This is a genomic window from Kineococcus sp. NBC_00420, from assembly GCF_036021035.1.
Classification (GTDB): domain Bacteria; phylum Actinomycetota; class Actinomycetes; order Actinomycetales; family Kineococcaceae; genus Kineococcus.
This window is the reverse complement of sequence record NZ_CP107930.1, coordinates 2,309,806-2,323,657: the sequence shown is the minus strand read 5'-3', so window position 1 is coordinate 2,323,657 and position 13,852 is coordinate 2,309,806. Positions and strand designations below refer to the sequence as shown.

The window sequence follows — 13,852 nt, the reverse complement described above, 5'->3', positions numbered from 1 at the left end:
GTGAGCACCCGCAGTGACCAGGAGGTCGCCAGGTTGACCTTCGAGGAGTTCGTCGAGGCCCGTGGTCCTGCGCTGGTCCGCCTGGCGCGCGGGTTGCTGCGCGACCCGCACACGGCCGAGGACGTCGTGCAGGACGTGCTGGCGAAGGCCCTGCTCAAGTGGGGCCGGGTCAGCACGGCCGACGACCCGGTCGCCTACGTCAACCGCATGGTGGTCAACGCCTCGACGTCGTTCTGGCGCCGGGCGGCCCGCCGGGAGCACGCGACGGAGGTCCTCCCCGACGCCGGTCTCGCGGACTCCACGAACCAGATCGCCGACCGGGACGCGCTGCTCGAGGCGCTGCGCAAGCTGCCGACCAAGCAGCGGACGGTCCTCGTGCTGCGCCACTTCGAGGACTACTCCGACGAGCAGATCGCCGACCTGCTCGACGTCACCACGGGCACCGTGCGCAGCAACGCCCACCGCGGGCTCGCCGCGATGCGCGAACACCTGTCCTGACCGCACCTCAAGCCCGCCACCCGTTCGGCCGATGAGATGGGAGCAGTGCTTCTAGAAGCTTCGTGATTCGGGGGGGACCGACGTGTTCGGACGCAAGAAGGGCTCGGTCTCGGCCGGCGGCGCGGTCTTCACCGGTCCGATGCCCCGCGACGTCGAGGCGCTGGAGGCGGTCCTCGCGGCCCTCGACTCCGGCATCACCACCGAGCTCGAGGCGCAGCTGGCCTGCGTCCGGGCGCTCGTCGAGGCGCTGGACCTCTGCTACGGAGCGATCTGGGTGCCGGGTCCCGACGGCCGGTTCCGCCTCGCCGGTGAGGTGGGTTCGCTGGCCCCCGCCCTCGCCGGGTCCCGCTCGACGTTGATCACGCCGGGGGAGGGCTGCGGCGGTCGGGCCATCTCGACGCGCGAACCGGTGCAGTGCGACGCCACCCCGGACGCCCTGAACTCCCCGCGCTGGCACCTGGCCCACGCGGCCGGGGCGGGCAGCGGCGCCAAGGTCCCCATCGTCGAGGACGGCCGGGTCATCGGCCTGCAGGAGTACTACTCCTACAACGAGCTGCCGTTCTTCGGCGGCCGCGCCGAGAAGTGGCGGGCCATCGCCCGCGTCGCTGCGCACGCCCGTCGGCGCGCGCTCGACACCGCAGGCCTGCAGGAGACCCTCAACGACCGGGCCGCCGTCACGTCCGTCGTGTCCAGCGTCGGTGACGCCCGCAACCAGGACGGCGCGCTGCGCCGGGCGCTGGAGACGGTGCGCGAGGCCTTCGGCTGGGCCTACGGGTCCTACTGGGCGCTCGACCCCGCCAGCAACACCCTCAAGTTCCAGGTGGAGTCGGGTTCGGCCGGCGAGGAGTTCCGCCGGGTCACCCTGTCCGCGAGCTTCGCCGAGGGGGTCGGCCTCTCCGGTCGTGCCTGGCGGGCCCGTGACCTCGTCTTCGTCCGCGACCTCGCCGAGATGACCGACTGCGTGCGGGCCCCCGCGGCGCAGCGTGCCGGGGTGAAGTCCGGGGTCTGCTTCCCGATCGTGTCCGAGGGGCAGGTCGTGGGGACGATGGACTTCTTCACCACCGACGTCATCGACCTCTCCGAGTCCCGCTCCTCGGCGCTGCGCAACGTGCAGCAGCTGGTGTCCCAACGCCTCGACGTCCTGCGCCGTTCGGAGAACGACGCGGCGTCCTCGGCGGCGCTGCTGGACACCGTCTCCCGGTTGCGCGACGCCGTCACGGACGCCGGCCGGGTCGCCGACGCCGCCGTCGGGCAGGCCTCGAACATGACCGGTGAGGTCGACGCCCTCACCCAGGCCTCGGCCGCCGTGGGGGAGGTCATCAAGATCATCTCCGCCATCGCCGACCAGACGAACCTCCTCGCGCTCAACGCGACCATCGAGGCCGCCCGTGCCGGTGAGCTCGGCCGCGGTTTCGCCGTCGTCGCCAGCGAGGTCAAGGACCTGGCGCGGGAGACGGCGGACGCCACCCAGCGGGTCGCGCAGCAGATCGCCGGGATCCAGGCCTCGAGCAACGCGGTGTCCAGCGGCATCAACGAGACCGCGGCGATCATCCGCGAGCTCGACACCGTCCAGGCCCGCATCTCCGACGTCATCGACGAGCAGGTCGAGATGGCGACGGTCTACGAGCGTCGCTGACGCACCCCCAGAACCCGCCGCGCTGCTGTCCGCCCTGAGCGGACAGCAGCGCGGCGGCCCCAACTCCGGGCGTAGCTTCACGAGGGTTCCCTCGCCTGGAGGTTCCCGTGCCGAAGCTGACCCTGGTCCCGACCCGTGCGTCCCGTGACCGGGTCCGTCGTCGCCCGGATCCGCTGCTGCGTCACGCGATCGGCGTGGTCCTGCGCACCGAACGGCTGGAGCAGCACCGCACGCTCTCCGACGTCGCGGTCAGGGCCAGGGTGTCGCTGCCGCACCTCTCCGAGGTCGAGCGCGGGCGCAAGGAACCCTCCTCGGAGGTGCTGGCCGCGATCTGCTCGGCCCTGGAACTCCCGCTCGCGGAACTGCTGCAGCGCACCGGTTCCTACGTCACCGACGTGACGAGCGCGACGGCCTTCGCCCCCGCGTCCACCGCGCCCACGGTCTCCCTCTCCCTCGTCGCCTGACGAACCGCTCTCACGCGGGCAGCGCCGGGGGCGGGGTGATCACCCGGTCGGCGACGCCGTAGGCGACGGCCGCGGCGCCCGGCAGGACGAGGTCGCGGTCGAGGTCGGCGCGCAGCCGCTCGACCGGGTGACCGGTGTGCCGCGCGAGGACCTCCTCGATCTCCGAGCGGATCCGCAGCACCTCCTTCGCCTGGATCTGCAGGTCCGCGGCCGTTCCCTGCGCACCGCCCGACGGTTGGTGCAGCAGGACCCGCGAGTGCTCCAGCACCGAGCGCTTCCCAGGAGCGCCGGCGGCCAGCAGCACCGCGGCGGCCGACGCCGCCTGCCCGACGCAGAACGTCGCCACGTCCGGCTGGACGAACTGCACGGTGTCGTAGATCGCCATCAACGCCGTCGCGGAACCGCCGGGGGAGTTGATGTAGAGGTTGATCTCCGCCGTCGGCGACTCCGAGGCGAGGTGCACCAGCTGGGCGATGACGACGTTCGCGACCCCGTCGTCGATCTCGCCGTGCAGGAACACGATCCGGTCCGACAGCAACCGGCTGAACACGTCGGAGGTGCGTTCCCCGCGGGCGGTGGTCTCGACGACGTAGGGGATCGGGTAGCTCATCTGCGCAGCCATGTCACAGCCCCACCTTCCGGGCGCTGCCCAGCCGGACGTCGGTGACCCCCGTGACGACGTGGTCGACCATCCCGTACCGCCGGGCCTCCTCGGCGGTGAACCACCGGTCGCGCTGGGAGTCGAGCTCGATCGTCTCGACGTCCTGACCGGTGTGCTCGGCGATGAGGCGCTGCATCGTGGCCTTGGTGTGGGCGAGGTTCTCGGCCTGGATCGCGATGTCGGCCGCGGTGCCGCCGATCCCGCCCGAGGGCTGGTGCATCATGACCCGCGCGTGCGGCAGGGCGTAGCGCTTGCCGGCGGTCCCCGCGCAGAGCAGGAACTGCCCCATGCTGGCGGCCATCCCCATCACCAGCGTCGAGACGTCGTTGGGGATCAACCGCATGGTGTCGTAGATCGCGAGCCCGGCGCTGATCGAGCCCCCGGGGGAGTTGACGTACAGCGCGATGTCGCTCTTCGGGTCGTCGGCCGACAGCAGCAGGAGCTGCGCGGCGACGCGGTTCGCGATCGCGTCGTCGACCTCCTGCCCCAGGACCACGATGCGTTGGAACAGCAGGCGTTGGGACAACTGGTCGTCGAACGGGCCGGCCAGGGTGGTCGTGCTCATCGGTGCCTCCCTCGGTGAGTGGATGACTCCACCGTCGGCCCGCCCCGGTCGTGCGGGAAGGGTTTTCTGCCGGGAGGAGATCCACCACCGGCGAACGCGGTGGGGGTGGTGCGGGTGCCGTTCGGCGTGCGGGGTGAGCGCCGGGGGAGGACGGTGGGGCCCTTCGACCTGGAGGTCCACCGTGTCCGATCAGCCGTCCGTCCCGCAGGACGTCAGCACCGTCGCGAAGTTGCTCAAGGGCAGCCGCACCGCCTTCCTCACCACGAGCGACCTGGACGGGAGGCCGATCAGCCGTCCCATGGCCGTCCAGCAGGTCGACTTCGACGGGGACCTGTGGTTCTTCGCCGAGCGCACGTCCCGGAAGTTCGAGCAGCTGGCCCGCAACCCCCTGGTGAACGTCACCGTCGCCACCGACAGCAGCTGGGTGTCGCTGACCGGGAAGGGGATGCTGGTGGTCGACCCCGCCCGCAAGGCCGACCTGTGGAACGCGGTCGTCGAGGCGTGGTTCCCCGACGGGAAGGAGGACGCGGACGTCGTCCTCCTCCACGTCACGGGGGAGTCGGCCGAGTACTGGGACACGCCCGGTGGTCGCATCGCCTCGCTCGTCAGCTTCGCCAAGGCCAAGGTGACCGGTCAGCCGTACTCCGGCGGGGAGAACGAGACCGTCGAGCTCTGAGCGACGGGGTCAGTGGGCGATGACCGGTGCTGCGTCGGGGTCGATCGAGGGAGCGCCGCGGCGCAGTAGCAGCACGGTCACGACGGCGCCGACGGCGAAGAAGCCCGCCGACCACCAGAACGCCGTGTGGTAGCTCGCGACGGCGGCGTGCGCCGCGTCCGCCGCCGTCGGGGCACCGGTGACGTTCTCGCTCAACCAGTTCGACGCGGCGCTGCCGGCGAAGGCGGACAGCAGGGCGGTCCCGATCGAACCACCGATCTGCTGGGACGTGTTGGCCATCGCCGAGCCGACGCCCGCGTCGGAGGCCTGGATGCCCAGGGTCGCCGTCGCCATGGCCGAGGCGAACACGAAACCCAGACCGAGCCCGGTCACGAGCAACCCCGGCAGGATCGCCGAGGCGTAGGCGGAGTCCACGTCGATCCCGGTCAGCCAGACCATCCCGAGCGCGGCGAGCAGCAGGCCCGTCGGGGTCAGGGGTTTCGGCCCGAAGCGCGGCATGAGCACCGAACCCACGACGCCCGCGGCGACGGAGATCGCCGCGATCATCGGCAGGAACCCCAGGCCGGTCTGCACGGGGGAGTACCCCAGCGTCGAGGTCATGTAGTAGGTCAGGAACAGGAAGATGCCGAACATCCCCGCGCCGACGACGGCGATCCCGATGAGCGCCCCGCCGCGGTCGCGGTCGAGGACGACGCGCAACGGCAGCAGCGGGTGTTCCGCGCGGGACTGCCACCAGCAGAACACGGCGAGCAGCACGACCCCGGCGGTGAGGAAACCCCAGGTGGACGGCGCGGCCCAGCCGTTCGACTCCGCACCGGCCAGGCCGTAGACGACCCCGACGAGGCCCAGGATCGCGAGGACCGTTCCGGCCCAGTCCAGGACAGGACGGTCGGGGGACTTCTCGTGCTTGAGCAGCAGCGCGCCCGCGATCACCGCGACGACGGCGAGGACGACGTTGATGTAGAGGCACCAGCGCCAGGACAGGTGCTCGGTGAGGACCCCGCCGAGGAGCAGGCCGATGCCACCGCCGGCGCCGGAGACACCGCCGAAGATGCCGAACGCCTTGGTGCGGGCGGCGGGGTCGGTGAAGGTGGTGGTCAGCAGCGACAGGGCGGCGGGGGCGAGCATCGCCCCGAACGCGCCCTGGAGGGCGCGGGCCACGATGAGCAGGCCGAAGCCCTGGGCGGCACCGCCGAGGGCCGAGGCGAGCCCGAACCCGACGAGCCCGACGAGGAACATGGGTTTGCGCCCGACGAGGTCGGACAGCCGACCGCCCAGCAGGAGGAGGCTGCCGAACGCCAGCGCGTAGGAGGTCACCACCCACTGGCGGTTCTCGTCGGAGAACCCGAGGGCCTGCTGCGCGGTCGGGAGCGCGATGTTCACGATGGTCGCGTCGAGGACGACCATCAGCTGGGCGAGCGACAGGACCGCCAGCACGATCCACTGCGCCTTGCCGGGGGCCGCGGTCACGGCCACGTGCGCGCCGTCGCCGGGCGTGCGGGGACGGGGGGTCCGCGCTCCGTCCGCGGTCGTCGCGTCCGGTCGCGCGAGGTGGCGACCCTGCTCGGTACTGCTCATCCTGGGGTTCCTCCAACTCAGCGGAGACGACTTCTCCGCTTCGCGTCGAGGGTACCAGCGAAAAGGGAGAACACACCTCCGCTTCGGCGTAGGATGCGGCCGTGGACACCGACGACACGCTCCAGCGACCGCTGCGCCGCGACGCGGAACGCAACCTCCGGCGCACGCTCGAAGCGGCCGTCGAGGTCTTCGCCGAGCGCGGACTCGCCGCCACCCTCGACGACGTCGCCCACCACGCGGGTCTCGGGGTGGCCACCGTGTACCGGCGCTTCGCCGACAAGGACGCCCTGGTCGAGGCGCTGTTCGAGGACCGCATCCGCGCGCTCGTCGGTCTCGCCGAGACCGCCTGTGCCGCAGAGGACCCGTGGGACGGTCTGGTCACCTACCTGGAGGCGGCGAGTTCCCGGATGGCCGCCGACCGGGGCCTGCGCGACGCGGTCCTCTCTCCCGCGCACGGTCGGGTCGGGGTCGCCCTCGCCCGCGCCGAGCTCGGGCCGCTGGTCGACCGGCTGACCGCGCGCTGCCGCGAGGCCGGGGTCCTGCGACCAGACGTCGCGGGGACCGACGTCGCCACCCTGCTGCACGCCGTCCAGGCGGCGGCCCAGATCGGCGGCACCGTGAGCCCCGAGCACTGGCGACGGACCCTGGGCGTCCTGCTCGACGGACTCGCCCCCGCCCGCGACCGCCCCCACCAGCTGCCCGGAGCGCCGCTGTCGGAGGAGGAGTTCCACGAGGCGATGACCCTGCGGCCGCGACGCTAGACCGTGCGCTCAGGCCTTCCAGCCGCCGTCGGAGAACAGCAGCTGCGCGTTCATCCACCCGCCCTGCTCGGAGAGCAGGAACGACACGAGGTTGGCGGTGTCTCGCGGGGTACCGTTGCGGCCCAGCGGGTTCCGCTCGAGGACACTGGCCCGCAACCCCTCGTCCATCCAGCCGGTGTCGACCGGTCCGGGGTTCACGACGTTCGCCGTGATCCGCAGGTCCTGCAGTTCCCGGGCGGCGGCGAGCACGATCCGGTCCAGCGCACCCTTGCTCGCGCCGTAGGGCAGGTTGTGCACGGTGTGGTCGCTGGTGAGGGCCACGATCCGGCCCGCGCCGGGCTCTCCCCGGTAGCGACGGGCGAACTCCGCGACGAGCAACCACACCGCGCGGGCGTTGACGGCGACGTGCCGGTCGAAGCTCTCCACGGTGGTGTCGAGGATCGAGGAGTCCACCGACTCGCAGTGCGCCATGACCAGAGCCGTCACCGGCCCCAGCGCGGACTCGGCCGCGTCGAAGAGTTCCGCGGGTGCCTCGGGCCGGCTCAGGTCGGCCTCGACGGCCACCGTCGTGGCGCCGTGCGCGCGCAGCTCCGTGTGGACCTCGTCGGGATCGTCCTCCCGGCGGCCCCAGGGCATCCGATCGTCGTAGGCGGTCCAGTGGCTGGTCGCCACGTCCCACCCGTCTGCGGCGAGGCGCCCGGCGATCCCCGCCCCGATGCCCACCCGTCGTCCGACACCCGTCACGAGAACCACCGGTCGCTGGGCCACCCGGTCACTGTGGCGGAAACCCCCCACCCGCGGGCAAGGGGTTTCCGCGCGAGTCACTGCTGGTAGTGCTCGACCTCGCTGACCGGCCGGGCCTCGGCCGCGTCGGGGCTCTCCCCGGCGTGGCGACGGGCGTCACGCTGGCGCAGCAGGTCCCAGCACTGGTCGAGGGCCTCCTCGGCGGCCTTCAGCTGCGCGTGCTCCTCGGCGGCGGTCAGTTCCCCGGACTGCAGCGCCTGCCGCAACCGGTGCTCCTCGGCGACGAGGTCGTTGATCTTGACGTGGATGTCGTGCTCGTTCACAGGGGTCTCCTCTCGGTCGGAGGAGATCATCCCGCCTCGGCGTCGCGATCGCGAGCCCCGCACGCGGACGGGCACGGGGTCAGCCCTGGTCGACGCGGTGGACCACGGACCAGCTGGGCCAACTCCCCTCGCGCGGACGTGCGGAACTACTAGCATCCACGCGTGCAGTCACCTGATCAGCTGGTCGACGAGGACGTCGACGCCGTGCTCGCGGGGTCCCGGGCGGTCGTGAGCATCAGCGTGCGTTCGCTGGCCGACGCCCTCGAGTCCCTGACGCTGCAGCAGTACCGCGTGCTGGTGCTCATCTGCAGCCGCGGGCCGTTGCGCAGCGGTGCGATCGCGGCGGCGATCGGCGTCCACCCCTCGACGTTCACCCGCGCCGTCGACCGGCTGGTCACGGCCGGCTGGGTGACCCGCGAGGACAACCCGGACACCCGCCGCGAGGTCCTGGTCGCGCCGACGGACAAGGCGCGCGTGCTCGTGGGGCAGGTGCTGGACCGGCGGCGCACGGAGTTCGAGGAGGTCCTCGGGCGTCTCGGCGCGGAGGACCGGGCCGTCGTGCGCGACGGGTTCGCCCGGTTCGCGGCGGCCGCCGGCGACGTCGACGTCCCCGACGCCACGGCGCTCGGTTACGAGGGCTGAGGCTGCGTCTCCCGCACGTCCACCGTCACCGGCCGGTGCGCCTTCGTCTGACGTCGGCCGTGGTGGCGGCGGCAGAGGACCTCGTACTCGACGGTTCCCACGTCGCCCACGTCGAGGGTCCCCTCGGGGTGACCCCCGTTGACGACGTCGCCGACGACGACCTGCTCGCCGGCCACGACCATGACCCCGTCGACCGTCCGTGCGTTGTGGGTGGCCCGTCGCCCGCACCAGCACAAGGCCTCGACCTGCGGGACCTGCACCCGGTCGGCGAGCTCGATGAAGCGGGCCGAGCCGGGGAAGAGCCTGGTGCGGAAGTCGGCGGTGATCCCGAACGCGAAGACCTCGATGTCGAGGTCGTCGACGAGGCGCGCGAGCTGCTCGACCTGCTCCGGGTCGTAGAACTGGGCCTCGTCGCAGACCACGTAGTCGAGGGGTTCCTCGGCGTGCCGGCGGCTCACCTCGGCCCACAGGTCGGTGGTCTCCCCGACCTCGAGAGCCGGCCGCGCGAGACCGATCCGGCTGGAGATCGTCGCGGTCCCCGCCCGGTCGAAGCGCGTGAAGAGCAGTCCTCGACGCCCCTGGACGCGGTGGTTGTGATCCGTCTGCAGCGCCAGCGTCGACTTCCCGCAGTCCATCGTTCCCGAGAAGAACACCAGTTCAGCCACGAGGGGCCATCTTGCCGCACCACCGCGCCCCACCCGTTCCGCTGGGACGGGTGGGGCGCGTGAGGTGGGGCGTCAGGCGTCGCCGGCGGTGACGGCCTGGGCCTCGGCGGGGGTGTGCGGGGCGGGGTCGTCGTGCACGACGACGAGGTGGTGACGCCCGCTCTGCAGCACGACCAGCCCGACGAGGACGCCGACGCCGCCGAGGACGAAGGGGGACCAGTCGGTGAAGACCTCGCCGAGCTCACCCGCGGCCCAGGCGGCGATGGCGCCGCCGATGAACCGGACGAAGGAGTAGGCGGCCGACGCCGTCGAGCGCGGGACCGGCGAGACCTCCATGACCAGCTCGGTGACGATGGTGTTGTTCACGCCGAGGAAGAGCCCGGCGACGATCGTCCCGACCACCAGGACGGCCTTGTCGTGGACGAACACGGCCTCGAGCAGCAGGACGACCGCGAACAGCGCGAGCATCGCCGTCACCACGGGGACCGTCCCGAACCGGCGCTGCAAGCGTGGGGCGATGGCCACCGAGGCGATCGCCAGGCAGAGGCCCCACCCGAAGAACACCAGCCCCAGCCGGATGGGTGAGGAGATCTCGAGGGCGAACGGGGTGTAGGCGAGCAGGGTGAAGAACCCGAAGTTGTAGAGGAACGCCATCGACGCGACCGTCCGCAGGCCCTTGTGGCCCAGCGCCCGGATCGGGTCGGTGATCGACACCTTGACGGCGGGTTTCGGGGTGGCGGGGAGCAGGGTGACGATGGCGACGAAGGCGATGGCCATCAGGACGGCGGTGCCGAAGAACGGTCCGCGCCAGGACACCTCACCGAGCAGGCCACCGACCAGCGGACCGGTCGCGATGCCGAGCCCGAGCGCCGCCTCGTAGAGGATGATCGCGTTCGCCATCCCGCCGCTGGCCGCGCCGACGATGGTGGCCAGGGCGGTCGCGATGAACAGCGAGTTCCCCAGCCCCCAGCCCGCACGGAACCCGACGATCTCGCCGATGGAACCGGAAGACCCTGCGAGAGCTGCGAAGACGACGATGAGGACGAGGCCGGTCATGAGGGTCTTCTTGGCCCCGAACCGGCTGGAGACCCACCCGGTGAGCAGCATCGCGAGACCGGTGATGCCCAGGTAGGACGTGAACAGCAGCAGCGTCTGGGCCTTGGTGGCGCCGAGTTGACCGGCGATGGCCGGCAGGATCGGGTCGACGAGACCGATGCCCATGAAGGAGACGACGGCGGCGAAGGCGACGGCCCAGACCGCGATGGGCTGCTTCAGCAGTCCGGGTTTCACATCGGTGTCGGAGGACGACACGGGAATCCTTCCAGGTGGTGTCAGCGGGGTGCGGGGACGCCTGCGCGGACCGACCCCGAGAGCCCCTCGAGGAGTTCGGTGACGCGGGCGAGTTCGGTGAGGTCGTCGGGGCCGCGGTCCCCGACGGCGCGGACGAGGGGTTCGCGGAGCAGGACCCGGTGCCGCGCGAGTTCGTCGCGGCCGGCGGGGGTCACGGCGACGAGCACCGCCCGGGCGTCGTCGGGGTCGGTGCTGCGGCTCGCGAAGCCCGCGGTGGCGAGGCGACCGACGAGGCCGGTCATGCTCGGCTGGGCGCAGTGCTCGAGCTCGGCGAGGCGGCTGACGCGCAGCGGGCCGTGCCGGTCGAGGTTGCCGAGGACCCGGGCCTGGGTGAGGGAGAGGCGGGTGTCGTCGGCGGCCGCGGTCACCGCGCGGGTCAGGTCCGCGCAGGCGAGGAGCAGGCGCTGGGCCAGGTCCTCACGTAGTTGCATAGGGACACTATATGTCGTTCTCGGTGGGTCGTCGACCCGGGAACGGGGCGGGTGAGGTGACACGCGAGCACACAGCGTGGTGAGCTTGTCCGGTGAGTGACGATCAGCCGGTCGAGCAGACCGACGAGGACGCCCAACGACGCCGTCGGGACGACCGGCGCAGTCTCATCGACCTGACCCGCGTCGAGCGGGGCGAGCCCGAACGGCGCCGGCTGCCCGGCGTCGAGCGCCGGGGGCCCGACGAGGAGACCCCCGACGACTCAGCCGGAGAGCGCTGAGAACGCCTCCACGTCGCGGATCTGCCCGGAGACGATGATCACGTCCTCGGCGGCGAGGACGGTCTCCGGGGTGGCGTAGGTGAACCCCGTGCCGGGGGAGTGGTGCGCGACGACCGTCACGCGGTAGGTGCTGCGCAACCTCACCTGACCGAGGCTCTTGCCCACGATCGGCGCCGGCGGGGTCGTCTTGACCATGGCGAAGCCGTCGTCGAACTCGATGTAGTCGAGCATCCGGCCGCGCACCAGGTGGGCGACCCGCAACCCCATCTCGTGCTCGGGGCGGATCACCTTGTGGGCCCCGAGCTGCGTGAGGATCCGGGCGTGGGACTCGCTGATCGCCTTCGCCCACACGTTCCGGATCCCGAACTGCAGCAGCAGCGACACGGTGAGGATGCTCGCCTCGAGGTTCGTCCCGATGCCCACGACGGCCCGGTCGAACTCCTGCACCGACAACTGCCGCAGCGCCTCCTCCTTGGTGGAGTCCGCGACGACGGCGTGGGTCAGCGAACTCGCGAGCTCGTCGACGAGGGCCGGGTCGTTGTCGATGCCGAGCACGTCAACCCGACCGTCCTCCATGAGCTCCAGTGCGAGGGACCGTCCGAACCGGCCGAGGCCGATGACGACGACGGAACGGGGACTCGCCAGAGCCGAGCGCTTAGCCAATGATCGGTCTCCCTTCGGGGTACTCGTACATGCGGGTCCGTTCGCGCAGCGCGAGGGCTGCGCCGAGGGTGATCGGCCCGAGCCGGCCGATGAACATCAACAACGCCAGGATGACCTGTCCGGAGTCGGGGAGCTGGACCAGCAACCCCGAGGAGAGCCCGACGGTGGCGAACGAGGACACGACCTCGAAGACGACCATGTCCAGCGGCGCACGGGTCATCTCGACCAGGAGGGTGGTCGCGACGACGACCACCGCGACGGACACCAGGGCGACGGTGAGGGCCTGGCGCACCACCCGGTCGGGGACGCGACGGGCGAAGATGCTGACCGTGGGCTCGCCGCGGGCCTCCGCGTACACGGCCACCGCGAGCAGCGCGAACGTCGTCACCTTGATGCCACCGGCCGTGCTCGCGGACCCACCGCCGATGAACATCAGGACGTCCATGACGAGCCACGAACCCCCGTTCAGCTGGGTGATGTCGACGGAGTTGAACCCCGAGCTGCGGGTCGCCGAGGCCTGGAACAGCCCGGCCAGCGGGCGGGCCCACCAGTCCAGCGGGCCCAGCGTCGCGGGGTTGTGCCACTCGTTGACGGTGAGGAACAACGTGCCGAGCACCAGCAGCGGGACGGTCGTCGCGAGGGTCAGCTTCGTGTGCAGCGACCAGCGCCGCGGCAACCGGAACTGCCGTCTGAGCTCGAGCAGGACGGGGAAGCCGAGCCCGCCCAGGAACGAGGCGACGACCACCGGCAGGCACATCCACGGGTCGCTCACGAAGTCGGTCATGCTGTTCCCGCGCAGCACGAACCCCGCGTTGTTGAAGGACGAGATCGCCAGGAACGTCCCCTCCCACAACGCCGAGGAGAAGGGCCGCCCGTAGCCGAGGAACAACCGCGCGGACAGGACGACGGCGGTCAGGAGTTCCAGTGCCACCGAGACCCGCACGACGCCGAGCAGGACCGTCCGCACGTCGCCGAGGTCCAGCCCGCGCGACTCCGTCGCCGTCAGCAGGCGCGAGCGCAGCCCGAGGCGGCGCGAGGCGAAGACGCCCAGCAGCGAGGCGGACGTCATGATGCCGAACCCGCCGATCTGGGCGAGGGCGAGGATGACGACGAGCCCGACGTTCGACCAGTGCTCCCGGGTGTCGACGACGACGTGGCCGGTCACGCAGAGCGCGCTGATGGCGGTGAACAGCGCTTCGACGAGCGTCGCGCCGCCCTCACCGCGCCGGGAGACGGGGATCAGCAGCAGGACCGTGCCGACCGAGGCGACGGCCGCGAAGGCCAGTGCCACGACCTGGGCCGGGTGGCGCATGATGCGCGGTCGACGCGGGGAACTGGCGTCCACCGGCAGGGCCTCCGCTTGCGTCGATCGCACGACGCGGGCGCGTCGACCGGGTCAGGCTACCCAGGTCCTAGTCCTCGCCGGGCACCTCGAGCAGTTCCAGGATGTCGGCTCGGCCGAAGAACCGCGCCGATTCGAGGGCGTTGGGCGTTCCGAGGTAGGGGTCGGCGTCGGCGGCCACGAGGGCGGCGACGACGTCGCGTTCGCCCTTGAAGACGGCGCCGGCCAGCGGGGTCTGGTCGCGGGCGTTCACCCGGTCGGGGTCGGCGCCGCGTTCGAGCAGCGCGATCACGGTGCGCGGGTGCCCGTGGTAGGCGGCGAGCATGACCAGGGAGTTGCCCTCGCTGTCGGTCGAGTTCACGGGGATGCCGAGGTCGAGGTACCCGCACAGCTCCCGGGCCCGGCCGTTGCGGGCGTGCTCGAAGACGCGGTGTGCGAGTTCGAGGGCTCGTTCCTCGCCCTCGTCGGCCGGTCCGACCGGGTCGGTCCGGGGTGGCCCGGCGGGGGTCTCCTCACGGCGCTCCGTCACGCCACGAGGGTAGGACGGGGGCAGGTCGGAGTGCATCCCGGTCGCG

At 71.8% G+C, this 13,852-nt stretch carries 18 protein-coding genes; 7 read left to right on the top strand and 11 right to left on the bottom strand.

Annotation, left to right across the window (positions count from 1 at the left end; genetic code table 11):
- The 3 genes from OG218_RS11365 (at position 1) to OG218_RS11355 (ending at position 2,598) form a co-directional block, all read left to right on the top strand.
- Entirely contained in the window at positions 1 to 498 is a 498-nt protein-coding gene (locus OG218_RS11365; protein ID WP_328293331.1) for a SigE family RNA polymerase sigma factor, read from the top strand.
- 82 nt (positions 499 to 580) lie between these two features.
- On the top strand, positions 581 to 2,134 hold the full coding sequence (locus OG218_RS11360) for a methyl-accepting chemotaxis protein (protein ID WP_328293330.1): 1,554 nt from the start codon (positions 581 to 583) through the stop codon (positions 2,132 to 2,134).
- A gap of 107 nt (positions 2,135 to 2,241) precedes the next feature.
- Positions 2,242 to 2,598 carry a helix-turn-helix domain-containing protein gene (locus tag OG218_RS11355; protein WP_328293329.1) on the top strand — a complete coding sequence of 119 codons (357 nt, stop codon included), beginning with the start codon at positions 2,242 to 2,244 and terminating at the stop codon, positions 2,596 to 2,598.
- A 10-nt stretch (positions 2,599 to 2,608) separates the two neighbouring features.
- Here OG218_RS11355 and OG218_RS11350 read toward each other — a convergent pair whose 3' ends face one another.
- Entirely contained in the window at positions 2,609 to 3,220 is a 612-nt protein-coding gene (locus OG218_RS11350; protein WP_328293328.1) for an ATP-dependent Clp protease proteolytic subunit, read from the bottom strand.
- Position 3,221: 1 nt separating this feature from the next.
- Positions 3,222 to 3,824 (bottom strand): ClpP family protease, encoded by a 603-nt coding sequence (locus tag OG218_RS11345; protein ID WP_328293327.1) that lies wholly within the window; start codon positions 3,822 to 3,824, stop codon positions 3,222 to 3,224.
- 181 nt (positions 3,825 to 4,005) lie between these two features.
- Here OG218_RS11345 and OG218_RS11340 point away from each other — a divergent pair, with 181 nt between their 5' ends.
- The gene (locus OG218_RS11340) at positions 4,006 to 4,500 is read left to right on the top strand and encodes a pyridoxamine 5'-phosphate oxidase family protein (RefSeq protein ID WP_328293326.1); all 495 of its coding nucleotides are present in this window, start codon (positions 4,006 to 4,008) and stop codon (positions 4,498 to 4,500) included.
- Between the two features lie 9 nt (positions 4,501 to 4,509).
- Here the strand turns inward: OG218_RS11340 and OG218_RS11335 are convergent, their stop codons facing one another.
- Positions 4,510 to 6,078, bottom strand: a complete 1,569-nt coding sequence (locus OG218_RS11335; RefSeq protein WP_328293325.1) for an MFS transporter — start codon at positions 6,076 to 6,078, stop codon at positions 4,510 to 4,512.
- Between the two features lie 101 nt (positions 6,079 to 6,179).
- On the opposite strand from OG218_RS11335, the gene OG218_RS11330 reads away from it, so the two are divergent.
- The gene (locus OG218_RS11330) at positions 6,180 to 6,839 is read left to right on the top strand and encodes a TetR/AcrR family transcriptional regulator (protein ID WP_328293324.1); all 660 of its coding nucleotides are present in this window, start codon (positions 6,180 to 6,182) and stop codon (positions 6,837 to 6,839) included.
- Positions 6,840 to 6,848: 9 nt separating this feature from the next.
- Here OG218_RS11330 and OG218_RS11325 read toward each other — a convergent pair whose 3' ends face one another.
- Positions 6,849 to 7,607: an SDR family oxidoreductase gene (locus OG218_RS11325; RefSeq protein WP_328293323.1), complete on the bottom strand. Its 759-nt coding sequence runs from the start codon at positions 7,605 to 7,607 to the stop codon at positions 6,849 to 6,851.
- 53 nt (positions 7,608 to 7,660) lie between these two features.
- Positions 7,661 to 7,906, bottom strand: coding sequence for a DUF2630 family protein (locus OG218_RS11320; RefSeq protein WP_328293322.1), 246 nt, complete (start codon positions 7,904 to 7,906; stop codon positions 7,661 to 7,663).
- A gap of 162 nt (positions 7,907 to 8,068) precedes the next feature.
- On the opposite strand from OG218_RS11320, the gene OG218_RS11315 reads away from it, so the two are divergent.
- Positions 8,069 to 8,548 carry a MarR family winged helix-turn-helix transcriptional regulator gene (locus OG218_RS11315; protein ID WP_328293321.1) on the top strand — a complete coding sequence of 160 codons (480 nt, stop codon included), beginning with the start codon at positions 8,069 to 8,071 and terminating at the stop codon, positions 8,546 to 8,548.
- Here the strand turns inward: OG218_RS11315 and OG218_RS11310 are convergent.
- The 3 genes from OG218_RS11310 to OG218_RS11300 form a co-directional block, all read right to left on the bottom strand.
- Complete coding sequence (locus tag OG218_RS11310; protein ID WP_328293320.1) at positions 8,536 to 9,213, bottom strand: thymidine kinase; 678 nt, start codon at positions 9,211 to 9,213, stop codon at positions 8,536 to 8,538. The genes OG218_RS11315 and OG218_RS11310 overlap by 13 nt on opposite strands.
- Positions 9,214 to 9,285: 72 nt before the next feature.
- Positions 9,286 to 10,524, bottom strand: a complete 1,239-nt coding sequence (locus tag OG218_RS11305) for an MFS transporter (RefSeq protein ID WP_328293319.1) — start codon at positions 10,522 to 10,524, stop codon at positions 9,286 to 9,288.
- Positions 10,525 to 10,544: 20 nt separating this feature from the next.
- A complete protein-coding gene (locus OG218_RS11300; RefSeq protein ID WP_328293318.1) occupies positions 10,545 to 10,994 on the bottom strand; it encodes a MarR family winged helix-turn-helix transcriptional regulator in 450 nt (149 codons plus the stop codon).
- A 92-nt stretch (positions 10,995 to 11,086) separates the two neighbouring features.
- Between OG218_RS11300 and OG218_RS11295 the strand changes: the two genes are divergently transcribed.
- On the top strand, positions 11,087 to 11,272 hold the full coding sequence (locus tag OG218_RS11295; protein WP_328293317.1) for a hypothetical protein: 186 nt from the start codon (positions 11,087 to 11,089) through the stop codon (positions 11,270 to 11,272).
- On the opposite strand, the gene OG218_RS11290 is transcribed toward OG218_RS11295, so the two are convergent.
- From OG218_RS11290 to OG218_RS11280, 3 genes are all read right to left on the bottom strand, one after another.
- Entirely contained in the window at positions 11,255 to 11,935 is a 681-nt protein-coding gene (locus OG218_RS11290; RefSeq protein ID WP_328293316.1) for a potassium channel family protein, read from the bottom strand. The two genes, OG218_RS11295 and OG218_RS11290, sit on opposite strands and share 18 nt — an antisense overlap.
- Positions 11,928 to 13,280, bottom strand: a complete 1,353-nt coding sequence (locus OG218_RS11285; protein WP_328293315.1) for a TrkH family potassium uptake protein — start codon at positions 13,278 to 13,280, stop codon at positions 11,928 to 11,930. Before OG218_RS11285 ends, OG218_RS11290 begins: the two co-directional genes overlap by 8 nt.
- A gap of 67 nt (positions 13,281 to 13,347) precedes the next feature.
- The gene (locus OG218_RS11280; RefSeq protein ID WP_328293314.1) at positions 13,348 to 13,806 is read right to left on the bottom strand and encodes an ankyrin repeat domain-containing protein; all 459 of its coding nucleotides are present in this window, start codon (positions 13,804 to 13,806) and stop codon (positions 13,348 to 13,350) included.
- Between the last annotated feature and the right edge of the window lie 46 nt (positions 13,807 to 13,852).

What these genes read in the sequence shown, in the direction of transcription:
- OG218_RS11350 (WP_328293328.1), bottom strand. Translation starts at nt 3,220, where the DNA reads ATGGCTGCGCAGATGAGCTACCCGATCCCCTACGTCGTCGAGACCACC.
- OG218_RS11345 (WP_328293327.1), bottom strand. Translation starts at nt 3,824, where the DNA reads ATGAGCACGACCACCCTGGCCGGCCCGTTCGACGACCAGTTGTCCCAA.
- OG218_RS11335 (WP_328293325.1), bottom strand. Translation starts at nt 6,078, where the DNA reads ATGAGCAGTACCGAGCAGGGTCGCCACCTCGCGCGACCGGACGCGACG.
- OG218_RS11300 (WP_328293318.1), bottom strand. Translation starts at nt 10,994, where the DNA reads ATGCAACTACGTGAGGACCTGGCCCAGCGCCTGCTCCTCGCCTGCGCG.